The following is a 25322-nucleotide window of genomic DNA, read 5'->3' on the forward strand; positions in this document are numbered from 1 at the left end:
ACCATAGTCATGCCTGAGGGACTCGACTGAGTTCTTCGTTCACATTAGCAGCCAGTTCGAAAAAACGCTGACGAATTTGCGGTGCAAAATCATTTGCACGTTCGATTGTATGGAAAACCTCAGGTGCATCATGGCGCACCATGCCCACCGCCTGCATGATGAGATCGAAGCTCTTTGTCGTCATGCGCGTGGGCAATGGCTCCATCTGCACCAGCACTTTTGCAATCAGATGCGTCAGCCCCTGAACCATGGCCGCATCGCGATCATGGTCTTCGGGCGTTGTCACGATGACATCAAGCGCCAGATGCTTGCGCAGGAATGCGCCTATGCGAAGCGCTTGCGTGCTACGAACCGGACAAATAGCAATCTTCAGACCAGAGATCCCGTTGCGTGCGCTTTGCGGGCCAAACAGCGGATGCGTGGCGATAATATCGACATGATCCGGCAGGCCTCTGAGCATGATATTGGCGGGGCCAACCTTCACCGATCCGACATCCATAACCAGCGCGCCGGGCCGCAGATGCGGCGCAATTGTTTCAACAACGGCTTCAAGGGTTGATACGGGTGTTGCCAGAATAACGATGTCGCAACGGGCTACATCTTCGATTGTCGCAAGTGTTACGGAAAGCGCGCCTGCAACATTATCCAGTCTGGCGACCGGATCATAAGCATACAGCCGGAAATATGGGCTCAAGTAACGGGCAATAAGCTGCCCGAATGCACCAAAGCCGATAATGCCGATTGTTTTATGCTGATGATTTTCGTCGAAAGACATAGACTGACCTCTGAATGGCTGGACCGCCAGAGGCACTGTCTTCAAACGAAACCGCTGGCAATGCAGCGGTTGAACTATGACAAAGCAAACCCGCCGCTATATGAGCGGGGTGTAATAAGACCGGGTGTTGATAAGCGCTTTAATCATGGTGCTTTGCTATTCTTGCCGGGACCCATTGTCAATGACTTGAATGCCCCCTGCGTTCAATCAATCAAAGGTTACTCACGCCTCCATCGACCTGAACTTCTGATCCGACAACGAATGTCGATTCATCTGACGCGAGAAACACTGTAGCTTTTGCAAGCTCGATGGGCTTACCCATCTGCAATAGGCCCTGCGGCGTTTAAATCGTTGCTGTCATCAAGGGGATATATTGTGGCGGCAACTAAGCCGATTGCTTAATCTCGATTAGTGCCGACGTTCTCCTGTAAACGCTTGAAATAAGGCTTGCTCTCCACCTTTAGCGGTATGAACTACGTCTATTCGTGGAGGTTTTAGAACGGATTGCTGTAATATTTTCAGTGAGTTGATCAGGTAAGATCAGATTCGTAGTCTTGGGGCGAAGCAACTGAAGCAGAAAATCCGGCAACATGGATTGAAGCTTCAATTTTTTGATTTGGTGCATCGTGCTTTGCAAAAATCCGAACTGATTTGAGCCCGATGCCTGGGATTCGAAGAGCGGAGGGATACATGTCAGCAGATAACAACTCGCACTCGCCTCGCAATCGCGCGCGACGACATTTTCTTGGGGTTACCGCAGGAATGGCTGCGAAAGCCGCAGCACTCGGTGCCTTGGCTTCGTCCCTGTCATCGCTGCCAGCACGTGCCTTGGGCACGAAATGGTGGGAGCATGGCGGCGGTTCCGGTAGCAATTGTCTCCTCAAAGGCACGCTCATCGATACACCAAAAGGACCCATACCAGTCGAAAAACTGGCTATAGGCGATCTGGTCAAAACGGTTCGCGGTGAAACGCTGCCGGTTAAATGGGTTGGGTGGCAATGTCTTGTAAGCTCCGGCGCGGAGTGGAACGAAAGCATCATGCCAATCCGTATCGAGCGTCACGCGCTGGGTGGCAAGCTTCCTCGGCGCGATCTTTATCTTTCGCCAAACCATGCGCTGTTTATCGACGGCGTTCTCATCCGCGTAAAAGATCTGGTCAACGGGCATTCGATCGCGCGCATTTCAGAAGATGACGCCATCGATTATTATAACATCGTGCTCGAGAGCCACGAAGTCGTCTTTGCAGAAGGCGTGGCGGTTGAAACATATCTGATGCGCGGCGAGAGCTATATGAGCTTCACGAACTTCACAGAATACCAGCAGCTTTATGCTGATGAACCAAGTATTATGATGAAACCTTTCGCGCCGATCATGGGCTATGAAGGCGCGCGGGAACATATGCACGCTCTGTTGTGTATGAGTGGTGTGCTGCCTATGCGCGATGTCGTCGAAGAAACCTATCAGCGACTGGCAACAGCATAGGCCCAAAAATCGATTTCGATTTTTGAAAACCACGTTGCGTAGTTCATGAAATCAGTGTGCTCGAGTAAGTGTGGTTTAGAGTATCAGAGCATGAAAAACAGCGGGCGGTGCATCTTCTGATGTTCCGCCTGCCTTATTAGAGCGTAATCCGACCGAAGTGAAACGAGGATCGATAAGATTATGATTAAAATAGAATAGGTTATAGCGCTTATCTGATCCAAAATCAGATCAAAATGCGCTCTAAATGCGATCCATCAGCGCATACCATGATAGCGCGACAAAGAGGAGGGGCGCACGGAATGTACGTCCGCCCGGAAACGCGGGAATGCGCAACTCTTCAAAGAGTTTGAGCTTTTCGCGCTTGCCGGAGATGGCTTCCGCATAGAGCCTGCCCATGTAGTTGGCGAGCATGACGCCATGGCCGGAGTAGCCGCCTGCAGAAATGACCCCCGGCATCACTTCGCGCACGAAAGGCTGGCGCGGCATGGTTATACCAACTGATCCACCCCAGGCTTGTGTAATTTCTACCTTGTCCAGCGCTGGATAGATTTCCGCGATCTGTCGGCGAATATGTTCGCTGATGTCTCGCGGATTGTCGGCCGTATAGGCCTCGCGACCGCCGAACAGCAGGCGGCCATCTTTGGATTTGCGGAAGTAGCGTACAACGAAACGCGAGTCATCAACCGATTCTCCGCCGGGAATAACCGGGCTGTCATCGCCCAAAGGCGCTGTCGCGCCAATGAATGATCGGATTGGCATGACATGGGCTGCACTTGTAGGCTCCAGATCGCCGCCGTGAGCATTTACGGCGAGAAACACGTTCTTTGCTGAAATCGTGCCTCGTGGTGTTTGCACTTCGATACGACCGCTTACCATGCTGATCTTTGTGGCCTTGGTGTTCTCAAAAATATGTGCACCGGCCTCAGTGGCAACTCTGGCCAACCCAATCAGCAATTTGAGCGGATGAATGTGACCTGTGCCGGCATCATAGACCCCGCCATAATAGCGGTTTGAGCCAAGAAGCGTGGCCATTTCCTCCTGCCCGACGTAACGAATATGCGGGTAGTTGAAGCGCGTTGCCATCAGTTCCGCATGGTCCTGATAGTGCTTGAGATAACGCGGCTTGTGCACGGCAGAGATCTGGCCGGGCACATATTCCATGTCGATATTATGTTCGCGCGCAAAGCCGAGGAGATGCGTCTTGGCCTCTTCCGCAACATCGAACAGTGCTTTCGCACGTTCAAAGCCATATTGCTTTTCGAGATCTTCAGCCCATGTCCGCTGGCCTGTACCGAACTGCCCGCCATTGCGCCCTGAAGCCCCGTCGCCAAAGCGAGCAGCTTCAATCAGAACGACGTCGGCTCCCTGTTTTGCCAGATAATAAGCCGCTGAAAGCCCCGTATAGCCGCCGCCAATGACGACGACATCTGCCTGACGGGCACCATCAAGTTCAGGATATTGAGGACGTTCTGGAACGCTCGCTTCGTACCAAGAAAAGCCGGGCGAGATTGGGGACTGATATGGCATGTGGAACCGGTCAGACGTTGAGCAGCAGGAACTCACGCTCCCACGGGCTGATGACTTCCATGAAAGTTTCGAACTCGGCACGCTTGATCGCCGCATATGTTGTGACGAATGAACTGCCGAATAGGTTTCGTAATTCCTGATCGTTTTCAAACAATTCCACCGCATCAATCAGGCCGCGTGGCAGGTCGATTTCCTTGGTGTTGACGCTGGTCGATGCCGGCTGATCTGCTTCGATCTTGTTCACCAGACCGATCAGACCACAGGCCAGTGATGCCGCAAGTGCGAGATAAGGGTTGGCATCAGACGATGGAATCCGGTTTTCGACGCGGCGACCGCCCGGCTCTGAGCGCGGTACGCGGAATGCAGTCGTGCGATTGTCATAACCCCACTTCACATTGACCGGAGCCGAAGCAGACGGTGTAAGGCGACGATAGGAATTCACATAGGGCGCGAACATGACCAGTGCGTTGGGCACATGGCGTTGCATGCCGCCGATAAAATGGCGGAAAGCTTCGCTTTCAGTGCCATCTTCGTTGGAGAAAATGTTGCGCCCAGTCTTCTTATCGACAATCGACTGGTGGATATGCATGGCAGAACCCGGCTGGCCCTGAATAGGCTTGGCCATGAATGTTGCATACATGTCGTGCTTGAGAGCTGCTTCGCGAATTGTGCGCTTGAACATGAAGACCTGATCGGCCAGTTCGACCGGATCGCCATGGCGCAGATTGATTTCGAGCTGAGCAGCACCTTCTTCGTGGATCAGCGTATCGATCTCAAGACCCTGACCTTCGGAGAAATGATAAATGTCGTCGATCAATTCGTCGAACTCGTTGACGCCCGCAATCGAATAGCCCTGACCGCCACCAATGGCGCGACCGGAACGGCCGACTGGAGGGGTCAGCGGGTAATCCGGGTCCGGGTTCTTGCGTACCAGATAGAACTCGATTTCCGGTGCCACAACTGGCTTGAGGCCGCGCTTATTATAAGCAGCGACTACCGAGCGCAGTACATTGCGCGGGGTGAACTCGACTGCACGTCCATCCTGATAAACCAGATCGCAGATAACCTGTGCTGTCGCATCGGATTCCCACGGCACTGCGGAGAGGGTTGAAAGATCGGGCAAAAGCCTGAGATCGCCGTCGTCTTCCGGATACTGGAAGCCATGACCGTCTTCCGGGTAATCTCCCGAAATCGTGGTCATGAACACGGCTGATGGCAGGGCCAGTGAGGTGTTCGACGTGAACTTCTTCGATGGCATCATCTTGCCACGGGCAACGCCAGCCTGATCGGGGGTGATGCATTCGATGTCTTCGATGTCGCGCCATGCCAGCCATTCTGTGGCTTGTTTCCAGTTCTTCACGCCGCGAAGCGATTTGACATAAACAGGCGTACGGCGACGCGGCGCACGCGTTACCTTCTTTTCCGTCGTATCAGCAGACATCCAACACCAAAAAATGATTTCGTATGTCGGTATGATAGCTGTGCGAGATCGCGTTGACAAATGAAGCTTTGCGGAAAGGAGCAAGTAAATTCGGGGATGGATTTGCCTTTGCTATCGTTTTGCCATGATTGCTAAAATAGGTTGCAGTCGGTCATTGTGAGGAGTGTTCTGATGCTGAAAAGAAGAGCCGATGCTACCCGTCTGGCGGCGGTATCGCTTGCTATTCTGCCACTTTTGGGCGTGCAAGCGCACGCCTATGAAAAGACTATGGCTTGTATGCTGGTGGTGGAGGCTGGCAGCGGTAAGGTGTTGACAAAGGAAGGTGAGGGCTGCGCAACCCGCATCAGCCCGGCTTCGACTTTCAAAGTTCCTTTGGCCGTCATGGGGTTTGAGAGCGGAATTTTGAAAGACGGGCATGATCCAGTCTGGCCCTACAAGAACGAATATAAGGCTGAGCTTGAGTTCTGGCGCCAGGATACAGATGCAACACGGTGGGAAGAAAAGTCTGTTGTGTGGTTCTCGCGTGAGCTGACGAAAAAGCTTGGAATTAAGGGCTTCCAGAAATTTACAGACAGCTTTGATTACGGCAATCGGGATTTGTCCGGTGATAAGGGCAAAAATAATGGCCTGACGCAGTCATGGATCAGTTCGTCGCTTGAAATTTCACCGGAAGAACAAGTCGCTTTCCTGCGCAAATTGCTTGCCAAACAATTACCGGTCTCGGCTCAGACTGCAGAAAAAACGATGAGCATATTGCCAATCGAGAAGCTTGATAATGGGTGGACGGTGCATGGCAAGACGGGCTCCAGTGTTGAGCGCGACGCACAGGGAAAAATCGACCGCAGCCGTCAATTTGGCTGGTATGTTGGCTGGGCCGAAAAAGATGGCAAGCAAGTGGTCTTTGCAAGGCTTAACCGGAATGCCGAACGCCAGAAAGGCGGCATGGGGGTGCCGACAAAAAATGAAACGTGGGACGCATTGGAACATTTGTTAAAGTAGGACTGGCGGACTGAAGAAAATTGGGAGTATAGGCTGTGCTCCCAATCGTCTTCTGGACAAATGCAATGATCGTTCGCCCGCGCCCGCCCTTGTGGAAGCTGTTCTTCATCCTCAAAGGTTCCATCGTCATGCGGATATTGCCGCAGATTTTTGCGGTTTTTGCGCTATCGCTTGTCGTCGTCTGGGCGCATCGCGCCTTTCCGGGTTGGGTGCCAGCATTCAATAATGGTACGGCATTCGCGCTGCTCGGTATTGCGCTTTCCATCTTCCTCGGTTTTCGCAACAATGCCTGCTACGACCGTTGGTGGGAAGCACGCAAAGTCTTTGGCAAGCTGGTTTATGTTACGCGGGGTTTTGCCCGTGAGATCTTGGTTCTCGATCACCTGCCGGGGATGGACGACACACGCGAGAAATTGCTTCGCTATGTTATAGCATTTACGCAGTCTATGGTGCCGCATCTTCGTCCCGGTGATGGGCAAACGAAGGCGCGCAAGTGGCTGACCGCTGACGAACAAGAAGCTTTTGATGCAAGCCGTAACGGACCTGATCTCATCCTGCGCAAGATTGGCGAGACGCTTGCGGAACTGCGCGGCGCAGGGCGTATTGATGTCATCGATTTTCAGACGTTTAATGCATCAGTGAATGGTCTGGCGGAAGTGCAGGCCGCCTCTGAGCGTCTGCGTTTTACGCCGGTTCCTTTTGGCTACACTTTGCTTTTGCATCGCACAGCCTATCTGTTCTGCTTTTTCATTCCCTTTGGCTTTGCCGATATGCTCGGCTGGGGGACGCCTTTTGCGACCACTCTGGTCGCCTACACCTTCTTTGGCCTAGATGCTCTGGGGGATGAACTCGAAGAGCCATTCGGTACGCTGCCCAATGATCTGCCGATTGGCGCGATCGCGGATACAATTGAGATCAATTTGCGCGAAGCTATGGGTGAAACCGATTTGCCAGACATGCCGCAGCCCAAAGATTACTTACTTATGTAAAAAAGAACCCGACTGGCAGAGCCAGCCGGGGAGGTCAATGCGGGCAGTCGAGCATGAATGAGCTGTTATATCAAGTTCTAATATATGCTCTTTGAATGAAACGACCGGAGTGTGGCTTTTCGCTTGTTTGTTTCCATCGCCGTAGTTTCGCTGAGGCGAATAACATGGCGGTGGCGACGGTGATTGTTGAGAACGTCATCCTTTTTCGTGGGTGACGATAACCGGGATCAGAAGATCGCCCCAGTTGCCGTCGCCGTTCCCGTGCTGCCGAAGGCACACAAAATGAAGGAACATGGTGGCGACGGTAATTGCTGAGTGCGTCATCCTTTTTCGTGGGTGACGATAACCGGGATCAGAAGATCGCCCCAGTTGCCGTCGCCGCCATGATGACGGGCGGAGCGGACCAGTTCCACGGAGACGCCAGCCTCGACCGCCTTCATGACGGTGTAGTTGAGGCGATGCAGATCGTTGGCGAGCATACGGATAACGGTCTGCTGATCGGTGCTCATGCTTGAAGATTGTTCTTCTGCTCTTTCCTTGACGCGTGCTGGCGAATTCATGGAACTATTCCTCCTGTTTGTCGCCGGGCTGTTATTCAGCAGCCGGTCTGAACTGTGCTGTTTCAGTCGATTCTTTCATGGCGGTGGTCGAAGACTGGCCGCCGGTGATTGCGAGCGACACGGCATCGAAATAGCCGGTGCCGACTTCACGCTGATGCTTGGTCGCGGTGTAGCCGTTGGCTTCGGCTGCGAATTCCGCCTGTTGCAGTTCGGAATAGGCTGCCATCTGCCGGTCCTTGTAACCGCGTGCCAGTTCGAACATGCCGAAGTTGAGCTGGTGGAAACCGGCCAGCGTGATGAACTGGAATTTGTAGCCCATCGCGCCCAACTCACGCTGGAACTTGGCAATAGTGGCGTCGTCGAGGTTCTTCTTCCAGTTGAACGACGGCGAGCAGTTATAAGCGAGCTTCTTGCCCGGATGTGCCTTGTGCACGGCTTCCGCGAAGCGACGAGCCTGCTCGAGATCGGGCTTGGATGTTTCCATCCAGATCAGATCGCAATAAGGCGCATAGGCAATCGCACGGGCGATGCATGGCTCGATGCCGTTCTTCACCTGATAGAAGCCTTCAGCCGTGCGGCCTGCATCGTAATCGACGAAAGGCTTGTCGCGTTCGTCGATATCCGAGGTCAGAAGCTTGGCGGCTTCCGCATCCGTGCGGGCGATAACCAGCGTTGCCGTTCCCATCACGTCTGCCGCCAGGCGCGCCGCGTTGAGGTTGCGGATATGCGCTGCCGTCGGGATCAGAACTTTGCCGCCGAGATGGCCGCACTTCTTTTCCGAAGCGAGCTGGTCTTCATAATGCACGCCAGCCGCACCTGCCTCGATGAAGGCTTTCATGATCTCGAAAGCATTCAGCGGACCACCGAAACCTGCCTCAGCATCGGCAACGATGGGGGCAAACCAGGTGTCGACCGAAAGTCCCTTGCCTTCGGCGGTTTCGATCTGGTCGGCACGCTGCAACGTCTTGTTGATGCGCTTTGCCAGTTCCGGGGCGGCATTGGCCGGATAAAGCGACTGGTCTGGATACATGCTCGATGCCGTATTCGCATCCGCTGCAACCTGCCAGCCAGAGAGGTAGATCGCCTTCAGACCGGCGCGAACCATCTGCATGGCTTGATTGCCGGAAAGCGCGCCGAGCGCATTGACGAAGTCTTCCTCATGAATCAGCTTCCAGAGGCGGTTGGCGCCCATTTCAGCGAGCGAGTACTTGATCTCCACCGAACCGCGCAGCCTTTTTACATCTTCGGCCGTATGTGCACGCTCGATGCCGTCGAAGCGACCCTTTGGTGTCGAAGGAATAAGGCTGTAAAAATCTGTCATTTCGGTGTCTCCTCACACTTTGGACTGGTTTGGGAAGAGCGATTTGTCTGTGCTCTTTCTGTGACCAGATTTACAATCGAGATTATTGAAGCGCCAGAAAAACCAATAAAAAGAGCTTATAATTGAGGTAATGCTGTCGGAGTTTTGACTGGATGGCACTGTAAATTTGTAAATCTTGTCAAAGTCGAACTTTACAGCTATTTTGTCATGAATTGTAAAATTGCTGTTATGGGACGGGAGGAACAGGTGAGCGAACGCAAGATATTTGCCGGCCCACGCATCAGGCGCATCCGCAACGAGCGGGGCTTGACCCAGACGGCAATGGCCGAGGCGCTCGGCATTTCGCCGTCTTACCTGAACCTGATTGAGCGCAATCAACGACCGCTGACGGTGCAGCTTCTGCTGAAGCTCGCCAGTGTTTACAAGCTCGATCTCGACAGTCTTCAAGCTGAAAGCGGCTCCACGATTACGGGCCTGAAGGAAGTCTTCTCCGATCCGCTTCTGACCGGTGAGCTGCCGGGCGATCAGGAGCTGGTCGAAATCGGTGAGGCCGCGCCCAATGCTGCCGTCGGCATCATGAAGCTTTACCGTGCCTACCGCGAGCAGCAGCAGCGCTTGTCTGATCTGTCGCAATTGTTGTCGCATGAGGGAAGCGGGGCTGATCTTTCCGCGACGCGCCTGCCGCTCGATGAAGTGCGCGATGTGATGGCGCGGCGCGCCAATCATTATCCGCGTATCGAGGAAGAGGCGGAGAGCTTTTACGCATTGCTTAAGCCGGAAGGTGATTTGTCGGGTGCGTTGAAAGAATGGTTACGGCGCGAACATGGCATCACGGTTCGCACGCTGCCGGTCGCCACCATGCCCAATTGGCGCAGGCGTTATGACCGGCATTCGCAGCGGCTGTTTATTTCGGAGCGTCTGTCGCCCTTCGATCAGTTGCAGGAAATTGCCATGGAAGCGGCGTTGATCCGGATGCAGGTTGTGATCGGCGCAGAGACGGAAGGCTTGAAACTGTCGTCGGGCGAGGCCAAACGCATCGCGCGGTTCGAACTGGCGCGCTATGCGGCGCAGGCTTTGATGATGCCTTATCGCCAGTTTCGCGATGCAGCTGTGCGGGCCCGTTATGATGTCGATGTGCTGCGCACGCGTTTCGGGGTTTCATTCCAGCAGGCGGCAAACCGGCTGACTACCTTGCAGCGACAGGGGGCAAGTGCGCTGCCCTTCTTCGTGATGGAAATCGATCATGCAGGCAATCGACTGCGCGTTGCAGGAGCCGAGGGCTTTCCGACCCGCTTCGGCGGACAATGCCCGAAGCTGCCGGTCTATTCAGCTTTCGCGCAGGCCGGGCAGGTGCTGGTTGAACCGGCGGAACTGCCGGGCGGCTCGGCTTTCCTGACAATTGCCCGCACGCTGGAGGGGCCGCAGGGTGCATTCAGCGAACGCCCAAGACGGACGGCGCTACTGCTCGGTTGTGCGCTGGAAGCGGGGGGCGACACGGTCTATGGCGCTTCACTTTCAAAGGCTGGCAATACGGAGATCGGCCCGGCCTGTCGTCTGTGTGAAAGACAGGGCTGCATCACCCGCGCCGAACCGCCACTTACTCGTCCATTAGGGCTTGATGAAATGGTGGCGGGACTTTCAGCTTTTGACTTCCAGTAGCGCTACAATATTTCGGCTCGAAGCGTGTGCACCACAACTTTTTATGTTCGTCTTGTCATCAGCCGGTTGACGAATGCTGCACAATCTAAAAAGGTAGCAACTGAAACAGTTTACCCACCCTTGAGCTGTGCCGGGAATGACGGTGCAGAATGGAGAACGCGATGAGGATGAAATCCTTTCTTCTGGCGACAACTATGGCGTCTTGCCTTGTGAGCGTCACCGTATTTCCCGCAAGCGCGCAGGAGCGGGTAGTCAATATCTATAACTGGTCGGATTACATCGACGACTCGATCCTTAAGGACTTCACCAAGGAAACGGGTATCAAGGTCGTTTACGACGTTTATGATTCCAACGAAATTCTCGAAACCAAGCTTCTCGCAGGTGGTAGCGGTTACGATCTCGTCGTGCCGTCAGGTGAGTTCCTTGGCCGTCAGATCCCGGCAGGCGTGTTTTTGAAACTTGATAAGGACAAACTGCCGAACCTCAAGAATATGTGGGACGAAATTTCGACCCGCGCTGCGACCTATGATCCGGGTAACGAATATTCCATCAATTACATGTGGGGTACGACCGGCATTGGCTATAACAAGGCCAAGATCAAGGAAGCGCTCGGCACCGATACGATTGACTCGTGGGATGTGCTCTTTGATCCGGAAAAGTCGGCAAAGCTAAAAGGCTGCGGTATTTACCTGCTGGATTCAGCCAGCGAAATGTTGCGTCCGGCGCTGAACTATCTGGGGCTTGATCCAAATTCACCATCATCGGAAGATCTTGAAAAGGCGCAGGAACTTTATCTCAAGATTCGTCCGAATATCCGCAAGTTCCATTCGTCGGAATATATCAATGCGCTGGCTAACGGCGATATCTGCATGGCCGTTGGCTATTCGGGCGATATCTTCCAGGCCCGCGACCGTGCTGAAAAAGCCAAGCAGGGCGTAGAGATCGGTTATTCGATTCCTAAGGAAGGCGCTCTGATGTGGTTCGACCAGATGGCGATCCCGGCAGATGCGAAGAATGTGTCTGAAGCGCTTGAATTCATGAACTATATCATGCGTCCGGAAGTGGCAGCCAAAGCGTCGAATTTCGTGTTCTATGCGAATGGCAACAAGGCTTCGCAGGAATTCATCGACAAGGAAATTCTTGAAGATCCGGCAATTTATCCGAGTGCCGAAGTGCTGAAGAAGCTGTTTGTGCCGACGCCATATGACACCAAGACCCAGCGCGTTGTTACCCGCGCTTGGACGAAGATCGTCACAGGCCAGTAACAGTCGGATAATAAGACGGCTTGGCATGAGTAACTCCGGCAAGATCTGTATTCGGGTTTTGCATCCGGAGATGCTCGCAGACAAATAGTTAGAGCGGCTCACTGTTTATGCAGGAGGGCCGCTCTCCTGCATAATTCTGTTTAAGATAGAATTATGCAGAGAACTTAAATTGACCGAGCGTCCTTTAGGCGCTTTTTGAAGCGCCCGGCGCTCTACGTCTTGATAGAGTCTTTTAGTGGCAGGCCGCGGTCTGTGGATTGGGTTCCTGGTAAGTCGATTGGGGAACGGAATGGAATCTTTTGGCAGCTTTCGCCGCAAATTCGCACCCTGGAATGATCCGGCGGCGAAGCCTTATATTTCCTTTGAAAATGTGACCAAGATTTTCGGCGATTTTACCGCTGTTGATAATCTGTCCCTCAATGTCTTTAATCGCGAGTTCTTTGCGCTGCTGGGGGCGTCAGGCTGTGGCAAGACCACATTGATGCGCATGTTGGCAGGTTTTGAAGAGCCAACTTCGGGCCGCATCACGCTTGACGGGCAGGACATGCGTGGCATCCCGCCCTATAAGCGCCCGGTAAACATGATGTTCCAGTCCTATGCGCTGTTTCCGCATATGACGGTTGAAAACAACATTGCTTTCGGTCTCAAGCAGGACGGCATGGCGAAATCGGAAATCGATGCGCGCGTTGCAGAAATGCTGAAGCTCGTAAAGCTCGAGCAATATGGCAAGCGCAAGCCGCATCAGCTTTCGGGCGGTCAGCGCCAGCGTGTAGCATTGGCCCGTGCCGTTGCCAAACGTCCGAAAGTGCTGCTGCTTGATGAGCCGCTTGGCGCGCTCGATAAGAAATTGCGTGAAGAAACCCAGTTCGAGCTGATGGATTTGCAGGTCAAGCTTGGCCTTACCTTCATGGTCGTCACCCACGATCAGGAAGAAGCCATGACCATGTCCGATCGTATCGCCGTGATGGACAAGGGCCGCATCATGCAGGTGGCAACGCCTGCCGAAGTTTATGAAGCGCCGGGCTCCAAGTTCGTGGCCGACTTCATCGGTAATGTGAACATCATCGAAGGTGAAGTGGTCAAGGCCGCGAACGGTGAAGCAGAAATCGCCACTGAGAAATTCGGCTTCCACATTCAGACCGAAACCCGCGAGCAGCTCAGCCCCGGCCAGAAGGTCTGGTATGCGGTGCGTCCTGAAAAGACACGCATCACGCGCGGAAAGCCCGAAGAAACATCTGTCAACGCCGTTGAAGGAGAGCTTTGGGATATTGCCTATTTTGGCGATATGACGGTTTTCCACGTCCGTCTCGACAATGGCCGCACCATCAAGGCCGCAAGCCTGAATGCTGTGCGTAAAACGGAAAATCCGCTGACCTATGATGAGCGCGTATGGGTTTCGTTTGATACCGATGCCGGTCTGGTGCTGACAGCCTGAGGAGGGGAGGCACATGCAAAAGCTGATCGCTTCCATTACCAGTCGCCTCGTGATCGCAGTGCCTTATCTGTGGCTGTTGATCTTCTTTCTGGTGCCGTTTTTCATCGTCTTCAAGATTTCGCTGTCTGAAGTCACGATGGCGATTCCGCCTTATCAGCCTGTCATTGATCTGACGCAGGGCTTCGGCCTTGCATGGGAGCGCGTAAAGCAGCTTTCCATCGACAATTATCTCTGGCTGATGGACGATCCGCTTTATTATATGGCGTATCTTTCCAGTGTGCGGATTGCAGCAATCTCAACGTTCCTGACGCTGCTGGTCGCCTATCCGATGGCCTATGGCATGGCGCGCGCGCCGCAAAGCCTTCGCCCGACATTGTTGATGCTGGTCATCCTGCCGTTCTGGACCTCGTTCCTTATCCGCGTTTATGCATGGATCGGCATCCTCAAGCCTGAAGGTCTGCTTAACCAGTTCCTGATGTGGCTCAATATCATCGATACGCCGCTTAACATTCTGAACACGGATACAGCCGTCTTTATCGGTATCGTCTATTCCTATCTGCCGTTCATGATCCTGCCGATTTATTCGTCACTCGAAAAGATGGACTATTCGCTGATCGAAGCGGCACAGGATCTGGGCTGCACACCGTTTTCTGCTTTCTGGAAGATCACCTTCCCGTTGTCGCTTGCAGGCGTCGTGGCGGGCTGTTTCCTTGTGTTCATCCCGGCTGTTGGTGAGTTCGTGATCCCTGATCTTCTTGGTGGATCGCAGACGTTGATGATCGGCAAAACAATCTGGAGTGAGTTCTTCTCCAATCGCGACTGGCCGGTTTCTTCGGCGGTGGCCGTGGTTCTGCTGCTTCTGTTAATCGTGCCGATTGTGATTTTCCAGCAGGCGCAGGCGCGCCAGCAGGAGAAGGGGAAATAAGATGCAGAACAACTGGTCCCGTTTTAACATCGCATCGGTCGCGCTCGGCTTTGCCTTTCTTTACCTGCCGATTGTTCTGCTGGTGATTTATTCGTTCAACGAATCCCGACTGGTCACCGTCTGGGCGGGGTTTTCTACCAAGTGGTATGTCGAGCTATTTCGCAATCAGGCTCTGATGGATGCGGCTTGGGTGACAATCCGCGTCGGCCTTCTGTCTGCAACGATTGCGACGGTTCTGGGCACGCTCGCAGCACTTGCGCTGACACGCTATACGCGCTTTCGTGGGCGCATTTTGTTTTCAGGCATGGTCTATGCGCCGCTGGTTATGCCGGATGTCATCACGGGTCTGTCCCTGCTTCTGCTCTTCGTGGCGATGAATTTCGACCGTGGTTTCTGGACGGTGACTCTCGCACACATCACCTTTTCGATGTGTTTCGTGGCGGTTGTCGTGCAGTCGCGTCTGGTGAGCTTTGATCGCTCGCTGGAAGAGGCGGCGATGGACTTGGGTGCGCCGCCGGTCACGACCTTCATGAAGATCACCCTGCCGGTGATCCTGCCTGCAGTGGTTTCTGGCTGGATGCTGGCCTTCACGCTCTCGCTCGATGATCTGGTGATTGCAAGCTTCACGTCCGGACCGGGTGCAACCACGCTGCCGATGAAAATCTACAGCCAGGTTCGCCTTGGGGTTACGCCTGAAATCAATGCGGTCTGTACGATCCTGATCGCTCTGGTGACAACGGGTGTTATCATCGCTTCGGTTGTTAACAAACGCCGCGAAGTGCAGCGCCGCCGCGATGAGCAAGCTGCATTCAGGCTGGGATAACTCTTCAGCGTAATGGGGCGGTTTACTGCCCCGTTGCACTTCCTGTCGATGATGGGGAGATAAATGGCCTATCCCATGAGCCGCCGACAAAGAAATGCAACGGTGGCTTGGTGGGCGTCGCGCCGACCTGTTGGCCGTCGGTGTTTTCTTGCTGTTGCTGCGGTTGGCTTTCAGGGAAGATCACTTCGCCGCTAAGTGCCAGACTGCGATCAACAAACGGAACAATACCAGCAAGATTAAGTGTGCCGTCGGTCGTTCCAAGGCGGGCATTTTCGAGTGTCGCTACGCCGTCCGAAAGATTAGCCTTAAGGTCAAGACGATTGAAGGCAAGCGAAACATTCTCCTGCCGTTCAAGGGCGAAGAAACCCTGACTCTGAGCCTTGGTCAAAAAATCCTGTACCGAGAAGCCTTGCATCTGACCGTTGTTGAGTTGCACAGAAACATTGCCTTGCGCGCCGGTCAACAGAGCAGACCAACGATTTGCCGGGCCTTTCATGAACAGTGAGACATTGCCTTTGCCATTGACGAACGGTTTGTCGAAGCCGAGTGCGGCGAAGAGCTGAGAACTATCAATATCAGACGCATTGAAACGGAGTTCGCCGGTAGCGGTTTTGAGGTCGCGAACGATCTGCAGATTGGCTTGAAGGATTCCGTTGAAAGCCTTGGCATCGCCAATGTCAAACATCGCGCGGCCACCTCTGATCTGCACAGCCGCCGCTACGCCGGTCATAGATATGGGACCAGCAGTGGCAGTTTGGGCTGAAAGGCGCAGGTCAAGTTCAGCGCGATCAATAAAGCTTGTATCGATATTGTCTTGCCCGCTTTGATCGCGCTCATTCGGCGAACGAGGCCGGTTGTCAGGCAACGGCACGAAGATGGAAAATAGTCGGCGCAGATCAAGCTTATCAAATGCAAGCGTGCCGGTTACAGCAGGCGGATCTTGCTCAAATCCGATTTCAATGACACCTTTAGCCGGGCTCTCATCTGTAGTCATTTCTACATTGTCGAATTTCAATCGACGAGGTGTGGAGGTGATCGTCGAATCGAGCGAGAAGACGCCAACTTCCGTGCTACCCGCGACAGGAGGCAGTCCAAGCCAGCGAACCGCATTGCTCAGGGAAGGGGTTTTTGCACTCAGCGCGCCTTCGAAGAAGCGATCGTTGGAGATGTTGGCCTTACCATCAAAAGTAATGTTGACCGGGGTGGACGTGAAACTCGCCGTAACATCAGACGTACCGCCGGCAAGGAGTGGCAAAGCCTGCGATGCAGTCACGTTGAACTGGGTGTTTTCCCCGCGCCATAGCGCGCTGCCACGGAGTGTTGCCGCGCTCGAAGTGCGGGGCCATTCCAGAGTAGCGTTCAGTTTGGTAATCTGTTGATCTTCCTTCGGTTCTTCGTCGGAATCTGGACGATTGAATGAGACCGTACCATCCCGGATTACAACGCGGCCGAAAGGCTGTGAAGCTTGCTGTGTAGCAAGTGTTTTGTCGTTCTCTCCATTCTGCTGCAATGCACGTTGAGCGCGGATCGCTGTACCAAGACGTCCGTTGGAATTTGCAATCGCATCAAGCAGGCCGGAGAAGTTATCGACTGGACCGCCGATGTTGAAATGCGGTCTCACAATCTGTGTTTCTGAGAATGACAAACGGCCCATCAGTGCATCAAGGGGCGATAGTTCGACCTCTATCCGGTTGGCGCTCATAAATGGCTTGGCACCTTGCCCGGAAAGCTTGCTGAGTGTCACGCCTTCAAGCGAGGCACGCAAAACTGGGAACACGCGCAGACGTGGCGCTTCACGCAGCTCGACACTATAGCCGGTCCACGCACTGATTTCCTGCGCCACTCGAATACGGATTGAATCTGTAGAGACAATAAAGGGTATAATGGCCAGCAGCGTTGCCACGGCTGCCGCGCTAAGAATGATGATCGCAACAATAAGGCGCGTAAATCTGGGCCAGCGCATCAACCATCCTATCAGTGAGACATGTTCTGTAATCTAAACCAGCACTGTGGCAAAGCAAAGCCATCCACGCTGATTCTGACATATGGTTAAACAATTGCTTTCAGGAAATTAACCCCGATTTTACAGGAGTTTCCAATGTATAAATTCCAAACGTTGATTTTAACAGACGATTAACCGGCTATGCGTCATAAAAAGTGCAACACTGGGTAATGATCGAGCTGCCATCAGGCCTCATTCGCAATTGCTCTTGTGTCTCTTTGTCTCTGATATTCTCCAACGCTGGTTTTTACCGGCGTTTTTTTTTGATTAGAGCGCCGTGTGTCCTATCGGGTGCACAAATATCGTTCTGACGGCCAAAATTATGCAGAAGTATAAAAAAGCCCTCCATGGGAGGGCTAAAATTTATTAATCCGCGAGAACACGGGTCGGCGGGAAGATGATTTCCACCACGGTGCCGCGTCCGGGCGTCGAATCTATCGCAAACTGAGCACGGTTCGCTTCGACCATCGCTTTTGTAAGCGGCAGGCCTAAGCCTGTACCTTCATTACGCCAGTCTTTTGCGCTTTCTGTTTGCCTGCGCTGCATGGCATTGACCTGACGGAAGGGCTTCAGTGCCTGTTCAACTTCGGCCTTTGTCATACCTACGCCCGTATCTCGCACGCGCATGACGACATCGCCGTTCAGTTCATAATTGGTCGAGACGATCACCTGTCCGCCGGTCGCAGTGAAGCGAACCGCATTGGATAGCAGGTTGAGAGCTACCTGTTTGATCGAACGTGCATCGGCGACGATGTCAGGCAGGTTCGACTGGAAGCTTGAACGGATAATCACACGTTCTCGGTTTGCCTGTGGCTGCATCAGAGCAATGGCTTCGCCGATGGCATCATTGAGCGAAACCGCTTCAAATTGCATATCGAGTGCACCGGCTTCGATTTTGGAAATATCGAGCAAGTCATTGACCAGCGCCAGCACATGATTACCAGAACGGTTGATGTCGCGCAGATAATCGCGGTAGCGATCATTGCCGATTGAGCCGAACTTCTCGTCGGCCATCAATTCGGAAAAACCGATGATCGCGTTAAGTGGCGTACGAATCTCGTGGCTGATACGGGCCAGGAAGTCAGTCTTCTGGTTGGATGCGCGCTCGGCTTCCTTGCGCGCATTCGTCAGCTCTTCTTCTGTACGCTTCCATTGCGTGATGTCGCGCAATACGGCGCAGAAACCGCTCGTGTGCGGAAGCTTGCCCATGGTCATGAAGAGGGGGATGAACCCACCCTGAGCTTCGCGACCGATCACTTCTCTGCCGTCGTTTAAGACGCTGAGGACACCATTTTCGGATAGCCCGTGCAGATAATCCATTGCTGCGCGCTGGCTCTCGATTGCAAACAGCATCGAGAAGAATTTGCCTTCGGTATCGGTTCGGTCATAACCGAAAAGAGCGGCGGCCGAATGATTCATTGAGCGAATGCGGCCTTCCGGATCAATCAGTACAACGCCATCTGTGGCAGTGTCGAGAATGATCTTGAGTTCTTCAACCTGTGCTTTAAGCGCCTGCTTTTCAGTATGCTCTTCGTCTGCGATCTCGGCTTTTTCAGAAGCCACAACCTCAATGGAAGCGGGAGCAGCGGGCATGAGACTCAGCATAAGCGCACGACCGTTTTGCCAGCCAATGGCGTTCAGATGTGCGTCTACAGGTTCTTCGCTGCCGTCTGCCCGACGCAGCACCATACCTTGAGGATTGTTGCTCTCATCACTGTCACTGTTGAATAATGCATCGACGCCACCCGCATCATGTATGTCTGTGAGCGTTTCATAACCTGTAAGGTCGAGAAGTGCCTGATTGACATAATGAATCTCATCACCCGAATGGATGATGACCGGAATAGGAAGATTGGCGAGAAGTGCCGTCTCATCGACACGATGTTTCTGGTCTGGCTTATCTTCCGCCGCAGGCAAATTTTCAGATATGATTGCAACGGGCGCGTTGCGCTCTGCTGCGGGTTGCGGCTGTTCAATTTTTTCTGCTGGCTTTTCGAGAGATGCATCGCCGTCCTGACGAGAAGTGGCCAGTCCTTGCTTACGCAGGCGGTCCGCAATCTCCCGAAATGCATTGCGTTCGGTCGCGGTCAACCCGCCTTCGGGACGCTGTTCTCTGCCCTGTTCTTTGGCCTTGAACTGCTTTGCCCGATCCGCTTCCACCTTTTCACGCGCCGCGGTATTCAAAAGCTCAATGACCTTGTCTGACTCGCGACGGCCTGGGTTGGGCGTCAGTTCGAAAGGCAGCATCGGTGCTGCTTTGGTCTGATGCTGTATATTTGGACGATCATCATTGGCTACTTCTTCAGAAAGCGCCAGAACATCGTCGTCGCCATCGGTGCTCGACATTTCCTTTGTTGAGGGGGCTGTTTCGCGTTTCGGCGGAATGCCGCCAGCGAGCACAAGGCCGATTGTCTCGGGGTCTTCTTCCGCATCTTCAGGACGCACGAGGCCGAACCCGCGGAAGCCGATGAATTCACGATCACGCGAATATACCGGCAGGGCGGCAAGCTCAACCGGTACACGAAGATTGGTGCCCTCCACAGGCCAGAGCAGCTTTTTGCCAGACCAGGTGTCGCGCTTCTCCAGAAGCGAGCCGATGCTGCCATCCGTATCGAAGGCAAAAACATTGGCGACTTCCGCAAAGCGTCTGCCAATGACATCAGCCGCGTTTGGGCCGATGATGCCGCCAAGTTCCGGTGAAACTTCAGTAAACGATCCAGCCGCGTCGGTTTTCCAGATGAAGCGGGCAGGTGGGCCGTTGCGATCAAAGACAAAGCTTTTCGGCTTGATTTCCTTTGCCGCAATCTCATCCTCATGCATAACTGCGTCGTTATCTGTCGCAGCTGTTGCTTCCGCGTCATCGGCCTTTTGAGGTGTAGTGACTGCTTCTTCGACAATGCAGATAAGATGCATGGCCGGGTTGTCGGTAAGCCGTGCAATTGCGCCCGGAACGGAACTCTTACCTGCACGAATGCGGCGTTTCACGATACGGTCGCCAGCATCTCGGACTTCAACGATAAGATCTTCAAGTGTTGATGCAGAAATATCGAGGGCTGCGAAGCGTGAACTCGATGCGACGACCTTTGCCTGAGTATCGATCAGCGCGACATGCGTCGCGTTATCTCCGAGGCCGGAAATAATGACATCAGGGGCTGTGTTCTGTTTCTCGACAGCGAGCAGCAGAGCTTCGATCCCGTCAGGCATTGTGAGCTGGGAAACTTGAAGGCGAGTGAGTTCTGAACGCATGCCAGCACCAAGACGCACTGCAACAATGCGCGGTGCGATGTCGGCTTCGTTGCTCGAACTCATGATCTGGCGGCGGGTTGCAACTGGCAGATCGAGTTCTTCACCGATGACGTCTTCGATCCGTTCATAACCGAACAATTTGGCACCTGGGCCATTGATCCACAGAACGGTCGAAAGGTCGCGCGTCAGCACGAGCTGTGCATCGCCCTTGGCAAAGCCTTCGCGGATATGATCCAGCGCGGCAATGTCGATGAAGGGGTATGATCCTGACATACCGGTCCTTTACCTGTTCTTCCAACCACCCAAGATGCCCATTAACGACCTGTTAATAAGCTTCTTGCGGGTTCGGGTCCATATTCCCATTCGATATGGACCTCATTTTCTGTTCCATTAGTTAATGAGGGTGCGGCAATTTTATGTGTCGCGGCATTATCCAGCTTTGTGCACAGGCATGCATAAAACATGGTAATCAAAACCCATCCAATTTTAACGATTGGGTCGCTTTGGCTAACAAACGTGGATTTCTTCAAAAAAGATCATTGTAATCACTTGCAATGTGGATCGATTCTCCGTATGTGACCCCCTATCGACGGACACCACAAGCGAGTTCGTTGAGATTTAGGTACGCGGTCGTAGCTCAGTTGGTTAGAGCGCAGGATTGTGGCTCCTGAGGTCGGTGGTTCGAATCCACCCGTCCGTACCATCTAATTTTCCCTAAGTGATTGATATTTATGCGCAAAAGAGATTTGCACAAAGCACATATCGTGCAAAGTCTTATTTTTGTGCCACATTTTGCGCCACACGCATCAAAAGCTGCTTATCAATTTGCAAATCCCCTCAGGTGCTTGCTCTTAAAAATGACAAAGGCGCGAAATGGGATTTCTGGCGGTGGCTTCACGTTTCGAGAGAACAATTCCTTTCTCTTCGAAACTGCTTTTACCCGTCACACCCGGTTGAGGCGATCGCAACCGGTGTGGACATGTGGTTTGCTGCAGCCAGCGGCTTCAGGCTTTGGCATATTGCAATCATGGCGACAGTCATTTCCGTCGCCATGTTGATCCTTGTTGGCAAACTGGAGCAAAAAGTTCCTTCGGACAAGAGCGAGCCGTGTTGGACACTTTGCTTATAAGAAACGGCTCAAAGCGGAGACAGAGCCTGTTCGATTGTGTCCTTCAGCGCGAGCCTTTGTTTGCGCAAGTTCGTTTCCTCTTCCTGGCTGACAGGTGCGATTTTGGTTTCCGCGCGGTGAATACGGTCATTTACTGAATCGTACTCTTCAAGGATGCGGGCAAAACGCGGATCGGCTGCCTTCAGCGCATGAATAGTCACAAGTTTACCCGGAAACTCCTCACCGAGAGTGTGTGGTGTGTTGGACATGTTGTTCTCCTTCCTTTGATAGGAAGCAGGTTGGCAGTTGTTCGACGAAGTCTCATTGATCCCGATCAATAGGGAAGTATATCAGCACATGCATATAGCGCACGGCTGGCATGCAAAGTCTGCTGTTCAAACTGGGGTTGAACAGCACCATTTTTAGGGAGCGGACCAATGGAATGTCCGCGATGGAGATGAAAATGTTTGCCCGTTTTAATAACCGTTTCGGTCGTGCTTTTGCGCAATTCGGCAGTGCCGTCCGCGCGTCTGCTGCCCTGCGTGTCGGTCATCAACCGATGGCAAAAGACCTTGAGACGCTCGGCATCGATGTGGCTCAGTTCCGTAAAATTCATGACTAAGCTAATAATTGCTTATTGAGGTAAAGCCCCGGTTTCCCCGGGGCTTTTTGCTTTTTAGTCTTCGTCGGTTGCCATCTGCTTGAGCAATTCGCCCTTGCCACGTTGACGCATAATCATGGGCACGACCACCGCAGCTATTGCCAGTGCGATCAATGTCACTGATACCCATGAGTTTACCAGCGTCATCGGATTTCCCTGACTGATCTGCAGTGCTTGACGGAGACTTTTCTCTGCCATCGGTCCGAGGATCAGTCCTACAACAACCGGAGCGATTGGATAGGAAAAGCGGCGCAGCACATAACCGAGCAGGCCGAACGCCAGAAGCAGGCCGAGCTCGAACGATACCGGAAGGCCGAACAGTATCGATGTTGATGCATTGGCCCCGATTGTGCCGAGTGTGGCGAAGACCAGAATGCCCGCATAGAGCCAGTGGCGCGGGATGGTGAGCATCTTCACCCAGAGTCCGATAAGTGGCAGGTTCAGAACCAGCAACATCAGATTGGCGACCAGAAGACTTGCGACAAGCCCCCAAACCATCGGGGCATTGGTTACAAAGAGCAGTGGTCCCGGCTGCAACCCGAATTGCTGAAAGCCAGCAAGCATGATTGCCGCCGTCGCTGTCGTTGGCAGGCCGAGGGTCAGCAGTGGAACAAGCGTGCCAGCCGCTGATGCATTATTCGCCGCTTCCGGCCCTGCAACACCTTCAATAGCACCTTTACCGAACTCTTCCGGATGTTTGGAGAATTGTCGTTCCGCCGAATAGGAAAGGAAGCTCGACACATCAGCGCCGCCTGCTGGCATGGCGCCGATTGGAAAGCCTATTGCCGTTCCCCGCAACCATGGCATCCACGAGCGTTTCCAGTCGTTCCTGGTCATCCAGACAGAGCCTTTGATGGCAATGACTTCATCGTCAGGGCTCAATTTCTTGGAAACCACGGCCAATGTCTCACCAATAGCAAACAGCGCCACTGCAAGCGTGGTGACATTGATACCGTCAAGAAAGTTCGGCGTGCCCATGACAAGACGTGCCTGTCCGGTCAGCTGGTCAATGCCGATAAGGCCGAGCGTCAGGCCGATGAAGAGCGAGGTGAGGCCACGCAATGTGGAATCGCCAAATGCTGCCGAGACCGTCATGAAAGCGAGTAGCATCAACGCAAAATACTCGGATGGACCGAAGGAGAGCGCAAACTTCACCACCCATGGAGCAACGAATGCGAGTGCCAGAGTGGCGATAAGTCCTGCAATAAAGGAGCCGATTGCTGCAGTTGCCAGTGCTGGCCCGCCACGCCCAGCTCTTGCCATTTTGTTGCCCTCCAGAGCCGTGACGATGGAAGCACTTTCTCCGGGCGTGTTGAGCAGGATTGACGTGGTTGAACCGCCATACATCCCACCGTAATAGATGCCCGCGAACATGATCAGTGAACCGGCAGGATCGAGCTTATAGGTAACAGGTAGAAGCAATGCCACAGTGAGTGCCGGGCCTATGCCCGGAAGCACGCCAACAGCCGTACCAAGTGTGACGCCAATCAGCGCATAAATAAGGTTCGACGGTTCAAGCGCCACCAAGAGTCCGTTGGCGAGAAGAGTGACAGTATCCATTGTTAACTCGCTCTAAATCAGATGCTCAAGCCAGCCTGACGGCAGCGAAAGCTGCAAGCCGCGCGCAAAAATGAACCAGATGACGAATGCAAAGACGATGCCGACAGGGACGCTGATCCAGAGTTTGCGATAACCAAATCCGCGCGCCGTTGCCGCAAAAAGCAGCCCGGTTGCAATGGAAAAGCCCAAAGTTTTCATTGTCAGCATTTGGATGATCAGGCCGCCAACGATCCAGGCCATTGGAGCAATCTCCTGATGCTCGCGCTCTGGAAAATCGCCTTTAAAAGCACTGATTACCGTCCATATAGACAGGATGAACAGTCCGGCTGCGATGATGTAGGGTACAGTTTTTGGCCCAACGGGCGAATAGGAAAGAACGTTGTTGCCATAGGCCGTTGACCAGGTAATGGCGATAGCGACCGCCCCCAGAATGAAGGCGATCACAAGAGCTGCGAAATCCGGCGCCGTTCCGATGGAACGGCGCTCTTCCTGCTGTTCAGAACCTGTCATTTGACGAGGCCGATTTCCTTGAGGATAGTTCCAGTGGACGCGACATCTTTGACAAGCTGTTCCTTGAACGCGTCACCTGCCAGATAGGTGTCAGCCCAGCCTTTATCCTTAAGTGCCTTCTGCCAGGATTCCGATTTCACCATCTTTTCAATATCGGCATTGATGGCGGCTACTTGTTCCGCTGTGATATCGGGAGCAGCACCGATCATGCGCCAGTTCTGGATCGAAACATCAACGCCGCTTTCCTTGAACGTCGGAGCATTGATGCCTTCGATGCGCTCGTCACTGGAAATACCGATGATGCGAAGCGTACCAGCCTTGATCTGCGGATCAAACTCACCGTAGCCGGAAATACCCACAGTCACCTGATTGCCAAGGATCGCTGCAAGTGCCTCGCCGCCACCGGAAAAGGCAATGTAATTGACTTTGGTCGGGTCAACGCCGATGGCTTTGGCGAAAAGTCCAGCGGTGATGTGATCCGTGCCGCCAGCAGAGCCGCCGCCCCACGAGACAGAACCTGGGTCGGCTTTTAGTTTGGTGACGAGATCGCCAAGATTTTGAATGTCGGATGATGCAGGAACGACGATGGCTTCATATTCGCCGGTGAGGCGAGCAATCGGGGTAATCGCATCAAGATTTACCGGCGAATTGTTGGTCAGGATTGCGCCGACCATAACATAGCCGCCGACAATAAGCTGACTCGGATCGCCTTTATTTTGATTGACGAACTGCGCGAGACCAATAGTGCCACCTGCGCCCGGAACATTGATAACCTGAACATTGCCGGAAATTTTTTCATCCTGAAGCACGCTCTGCATGGTGCGCGCCGTCTGATCCCAGCCGCCACCGGGTGCTGCTGGTGCCAGTACTTTATAATCTTCAGCCGAAGCCGCACCTGTTACTACAAGCGCTGCCACAGACGAAATGGCTAGAATCCATTTACGCATAAGTCCTCCCATAATGCACTTTGCGTGCATTGTACTGCTGTCTTTTCGACAGTCCTCCTCAAAAAACTCTGCTTCCCAAACAGAGAC

Annotated in this window: 22 protein-coding genes and 1 tRNA gene; 11 read left to right on the forward strand and 12 right to left on the reverse strand. The window is 53.5% G+C overall.

The genetic code is table 11. The annotated features are described in order from the left end of the window. Nucleotides 1–7: 7 nt before the first annotated feature. The gene (locus CEV33_RS03285) at nucleotides 8–775 is read right to left on the reverse strand and encodes a prephenate dehydrogenase/arogenate dehydrogenase family protein (RefSeq protein WP_094539035.1); all 768 of its coding nucleotides are present in this window, start codon (nucleotides 773–775) and stop codon (nucleotides 8–10) included. Nucleotides 776–986: 211 nt separating this feature from the next. Continuing rightward, nucleotides 987–1097, reverse strand: a complete 111-nt coding sequence (locus CEV33_RS24595; protein ID WP_268875795.1) for an SDR family oxidoreductase — start codon at nucleotides 1095–1097, stop codon at nucleotides 987–989. 368 nt (nucleotides 1098–1465) lie between these two features. Between CEV33_RS24595 and CEV33_RS03295 the strand changes: the two genes are divergently transcribed. Then, nucleotides 1466–2257, forward strand: a complete 792-nt coding sequence (locus CEV33_RS03295; RefSeq protein ID WP_094539036.1) for a Hint domain-containing protein — start codon at nucleotides 1466–1468, stop codon at nucleotides 2255–2257. Between the two features lie 240 nt (nucleotides 2258–2497). Here CEV33_RS03295 and CEV33_RS03300 read toward each other — a convergent pair whose 3' ends face one another. Continuing rightward, on the reverse strand, nucleotides 2498–3784 hold the full coding sequence (locus CEV33_RS03300) for an NAD(P)/FAD-dependent oxidoreductase (protein WP_094539037.1): 1287 nt from the start codon (nucleotides 3782–3784) through the stop codon (nucleotides 2498–2500). A gap of 10 nt (nucleotides 3785–3794) precedes the next feature. Then, nucleotides 3795–5225 carry a glutamine synthetase family protein gene (locus CEV33_RS03305; RefSeq protein WP_094539038.1) on the reverse strand — a complete coding sequence of 477 codons (1431 nt, stop codon included), beginning with the start codon at nucleotides 5223–5225 and terminating at the stop codon, nucleotides 3795–3797. Between the two features lie 171 nt (nucleotides 5226–5396). Between CEV33_RS03305 and blaOXA the strand changes: the two genes are divergently transcribed. Both blaOXA and CEV33_RS03315 read left to right on the forward strand, forming a co-directional pair. Further along, on the forward strand, nucleotides 5397–6224 hold the full coding sequence (gene blaOXA / locus CEV33_RS03310; RefSeq protein WP_094539039.1) for a class D beta-lactamase: 828 nt from the start codon (nucleotides 5397–5399) through the stop codon (nucleotides 6222–6224). Nucleotides 6225–6289: 65 nt separating this feature from the next. After that, nucleotides 6290–7213, forward strand: coding sequence for a bestrophin family protein (locus CEV33_RS03315; protein WP_094539235.1), 924 nt, complete (start codon nucleotides 6290–6292; stop codon nucleotides 7211–7213). A gap of 320 nt (nucleotides 7214–7533) precedes the next feature. Here CEV33_RS03315 and CEV33_RS03320 read toward each other — a convergent pair whose 3' ends face one another. After that, nucleotides 7534–7773 (reverse strand): SMc00767 family acetate metabolism repressor, encoded by a 240-nt coding sequence (locus CEV33_RS03320; protein ID WP_094539040.1) that lies wholly within the window; start codon nucleotides 7771–7773, stop codon nucleotides 7534–7536. A gap of 31 nt (nucleotides 7774–7804) precedes the next feature. Next, nucleotides 7805–9094: an isocitrate lyase gene (gene aceA, locus CEV33_RS03325; protein ID WP_094539041.1), complete on the reverse strand. Its 1290-nt coding sequence runs from the start codon at nucleotides 9092–9094 to the stop codon at nucleotides 7805–7807. Nucleotides 9095–9340: 246 nt separating this feature from the next. Between aceA and CEV33_RS03330 the strand changes: the two genes are divergently transcribed. The 5 genes from CEV33_RS03330 to CEV33_RS03350 all read left to right on the forward strand — a co-directional run bounded on the left by CEV33_RS03330 (nucleotide 9341) and on the right by CEV33_RS03350 (nucleotide 15201). Continuing rightward, nucleotides 9341–10753 carry a helix-turn-helix domain-containing protein gene (locus tag CEV33_RS03330; protein WP_094539042.1) on the forward strand — a complete coding sequence of 471 codons (1413 nt, stop codon included), beginning with the start codon at nucleotides 9341–9343 and terminating at the stop codon, nucleotides 10751–10753. A 161-nt stretch (nucleotides 10754–10914) separates the two neighbouring features. Further along, the gene (locus CEV33_RS03335; RefSeq protein ID WP_094539043.1) at nucleotides 10915–12018 is read left to right on the forward strand and encodes a polyamine ABC transporter substrate-binding protein; all 1104 of its coding nucleotides are present in this window, start codon (nucleotides 10915–10917) and stop codon (nucleotides 12016–12018) included. Between the two features lie 289 nt (nucleotides 12019–12307). Next, entirely contained in the window at nucleotides 12308–13453 is a 1146-nt protein-coding gene (locus CEV33_RS03340) for an ABC transporter ATP-binding protein (RefSeq protein WP_094539044.1), read from the forward strand. Nucleotides 13454–13466: 13 nt separating this feature from the next. Next, nucleotides 13467–14378: an ABC transporter permease subunit gene (locus CEV33_RS03345; RefSeq protein WP_094539045.1), complete on the forward strand. Its 912-nt coding sequence runs from the start codon at nucleotides 13467–13469 to the stop codon at nucleotides 14376–14378. Nucleotide 14379: 1 nt separating this feature from the next. Continuing rightward, on the forward strand, nucleotides 14380–15201 hold the full coding sequence (locus CEV33_RS03350) for an ABC transporter permease (protein WP_094539046.1): 822 nt from the start codon (nucleotides 14380–14382) through the stop codon (nucleotides 15199–15201). Between the two features lie 22 nt (nucleotides 15202–15223). Here the strand turns inward: CEV33_RS03350 and CEV33_RS03355 are convergent, their stop codons facing one another. Continuing rightward, entirely contained in the window at nucleotides 15224–17164 is a 1941-nt protein-coding gene (locus CEV33_RS03355) for an AsmA family protein (RefSeq protein WP_094539047.1), read from the reverse strand. A 405-nt stretch (nucleotides 17165–17569) separates the two neighbouring features. After that, the gene (gene pdhS, locus CEV33_RS03360; RefSeq protein WP_094539048.1) at nucleotides 17570–20722 is read right to left on the reverse strand and encodes a cell-division control histidine kinase PdhS; all 3153 of its coding nucleotides are present in this window, start codon (nucleotides 20720–20722) and stop codon (nucleotides 17570–17572) included. Nucleotides 20723–21075: 353 nt separating this feature from the next. Here pdhS and CEV33_RS03365 point away from each other — a divergent pair. Together CEV33_RS03365 and CEV33_RS03370 are read left to right on the forward strand one after the other, a co-directional pair. Next, nucleotides 21076–21152 (forward strand) — tRNA-His (locus tag CEV33_RS03365). A gap of 15 nt (nucleotides 21153–21167) precedes the next feature. Further along, a complete protein-coding gene (locus tag CEV33_RS03370; RefSeq protein WP_141211559.1) occupies nucleotides 21168–21578 on the forward strand; it encodes a hypothetical protein in 411 nt (136 codons plus the stop codon). 8 nt (nucleotides 21579–21586) lie between these two features. Here CEV33_RS03370 and CEV33_RS03375 read toward each other — a convergent pair whose 3' ends face one another. Beyond that, nucleotides 21587–21826 carry a YdcH family protein gene (locus CEV33_RS03375; RefSeq protein WP_094539050.1) on the reverse strand — a complete coding sequence of 80 codons (240 nt, stop codon included), beginning with the start codon at nucleotides 21824–21826 and terminating at the stop codon, nucleotides 21587–21589. A 110-nt stretch (nucleotides 21827–21936) separates the two neighbouring features. Between CEV33_RS03375 and CEV33_RS03380 the strand changes: the two genes are divergently transcribed. Further along, complete coding sequence (locus tag CEV33_RS03380; RefSeq protein WP_141211560.1) at nucleotides 21937–22179, forward strand: hypothetical protein; 243 nt, start codon at nucleotides 21937–21939, stop codon at nucleotides 22177–22179. 54 nt (nucleotides 22180–22233) lie between these two features. Here CEV33_RS03380 and CEV33_RS03385 read toward each other — a convergent pair whose 3' ends face one another. Genes CEV33_RS03385 through CEV33_RS03395 form a run of 3 tightly spaced genes read right to left on the reverse strand, consistent with a single transcriptional unit; the run spans nucleotide 22234 to nucleotide 25235 of the window. Continuing rightward, nucleotides 22234–23778: a tripartite tricarboxylate transporter permease gene (locus CEV33_RS03385; protein WP_094539052.1), complete on the reverse strand. Its 1545-nt coding sequence runs from the start codon at nucleotides 23776–23778 to the stop codon at nucleotides 22234–22236. Between the two features lie 12 nt (nucleotides 23779–23790). Beyond that, entirely contained in the window at nucleotides 23791–24288 is a 498-nt protein-coding gene (locus CEV33_RS03390) for a tripartite tricarboxylate transporter TctB family protein (protein ID WP_094539053.1), read from the reverse strand. Beyond that, a complete protein-coding gene (locus CEV33_RS03395; RefSeq protein ID WP_094539054.1) occupies nucleotides 24285–25235 on the reverse strand; it encodes a Bug family tripartite tricarboxylate transporter substrate binding protein in 951 nt (316 codons plus the stop codon). Before CEV33_RS03395 ends, CEV33_RS03390 begins: the two co-directional genes overlap by 4 nt. Between the last annotated feature and the right edge of the window lie 87 nt (nucleotides 25236–25322).

Origin of the sequence: Brucella grignonensis, assembly GCF_002252505.1 — a bacterium.
GTDB classification, from domain to species: domain Bacteria; phylum Pseudomonadota; class Alphaproteobacteria; order Rhizobiales; family Rhizobiaceae; genus Brucella; species Brucella grignonensis.

What these genes read in the sequence shown, in the direction of transcription:
- CEV33_RS03315 (WP_094539235.1), top strand. Translation starts at nt 6,290, where the DNA reads ATGATCGTTCGCCCGCGCCCGCCCTTGTGGAAGCTGTTCTTCATCCTC.
- CEV33_RS03320 (WP_094539040.1), bottom strand. Translation starts at nt 7,773, where the DNA reads ATGAATTCGCCAGCACGCGTCAAGGAAAGAGCAGAAGAACAATCTTCA.
- aceA (WP_094539041.1), bottom strand. Translation starts at nt 9,094, where the DNA reads ATGACAGATTTTTACAGCCTTATTCCTTCGACACCAAAGGGTCGCTTC.
- CEV33_RS03300 (WP_094539037.1), bottom strand. Translation starts at nt 3,784, where the DNA reads ATGCCATATCAGTCCCCAATCTCGCCCGGCTTTTCTTGGTACGAAGCG.
- CEV33_RS03385 (WP_094539052.1), bottom strand. Translation starts at nt 23,778, where the DNA reads ATGGATACTGTCACTCTTCTCGCCAACGGACTCTTGGTGGCGCTTGAA.
- CEV33_RS03305 (WP_094539038.1), bottom strand. Translation starts at nt 5,225, where the DNA reads ATGTCTGCTGATACGACGGAAAAGAAGGTAACGCGTGCGCCGCGTCGC.
- CEV33_RS03335 (WP_094539043.1), top strand. Translation starts at nt 10,915, where the DNA reads ATGAGGATGAAATCCTTTCTTCTGGCGACAACTATGGCGTCTTGCCTT.
- CEV33_RS03355 (WP_094539047.1), bottom strand. Translation starts at nt 17,164, where the DNA reads ATGCGCTGGCCCAGATTTACGCGCCTTATTGTTGCGATCATCATTCTT.
- CEV33_RS03340 (WP_094539044.1), top strand. Translation starts at nt 12,308, where the DNA reads ATGGAATCTTTTGGCAGCTTTCGCCGCAAATTCGCACCCTGGAATGAT.
- CEV33_RS03345 (WP_094539045.1), top strand. Translation starts at nt 13,467, where the DNA reads ATGCAAAAGCTGATCGCTTCCATTACCAGTCGCCTCGTGATCGCAGTG.
- CEV33_RS03350 (WP_094539046.1), top strand. Translation starts at nt 14,380, where the DNA reads ATGCAGAACAACTGGTCCCGTTTTAACATCGCATCGGTCGCGCTCGGC.
- blaOXA (WP_094539039.1), top strand. Translation starts at nt 5,397, where the DNA reads ATGCTGAAAAGAAGAGCCGATGCTACCCGTCTGGCGGCGGTATCGCTT.
- CEV33_RS03390 (WP_094539053.1), bottom strand. Translation starts at nt 24,288, where the DNA reads ATGACAGGTTCTGAACAGCAGGAAGAGCGCCGTTCCATCGGAACGGCG.
- CEV33_RS03295 (WP_094539036.1), top strand. Translation starts at nt 1,466, where the DNA reads ATGTCAGCAGATAACAACTCGCACTCGCCTCGCAATCGCGCGCGACGA.
- CEV33_RS03395 (WP_094539054.1), bottom strand. Translation starts at nt 25,235, where the DNA reads ATGCGTAAATGGATTCTAGCCATTTCGTCTGTGGCAGCGCTTGTAGTA.
- pdhS (WP_094539048.1), bottom strand. Translation starts at nt 20,722, where the DNA reads ATGTCAGGATCATACCCCTTCATCGACATTGCCGCGCTGGATCATATC.
- CEV33_RS03285 (WP_094539035.1), bottom strand. Translation starts at nt 775, where the DNA reads ATGTCTTTCGACGAAAATCATCAGCATAAAACAATCGGCATTATCGGC.
- CEV33_RS03380 (WP_141211560.1), top strand. Translation starts at nt 21,937, where the DNA reads ATGCAAAGTCTGCTGTTCAAACTGGGGTTGAACAGCACCATTTTTAGG.
- CEV33_RS24595 (WP_268875795.1), bottom strand. Translation starts at nt 1,097, where the DNA reads ATGGGTAAGCCCATCGAGCTTGCAAAAGCTACAGTGTTTCTCGCGTCA.
- CEV33_RS03375 (WP_094539050.1), bottom strand. Translation starts at nt 21,826, where the DNA reads ATGTCCAACACACCACACACTCTCGGTGAGGAGTTTCCGGGTAAACTT.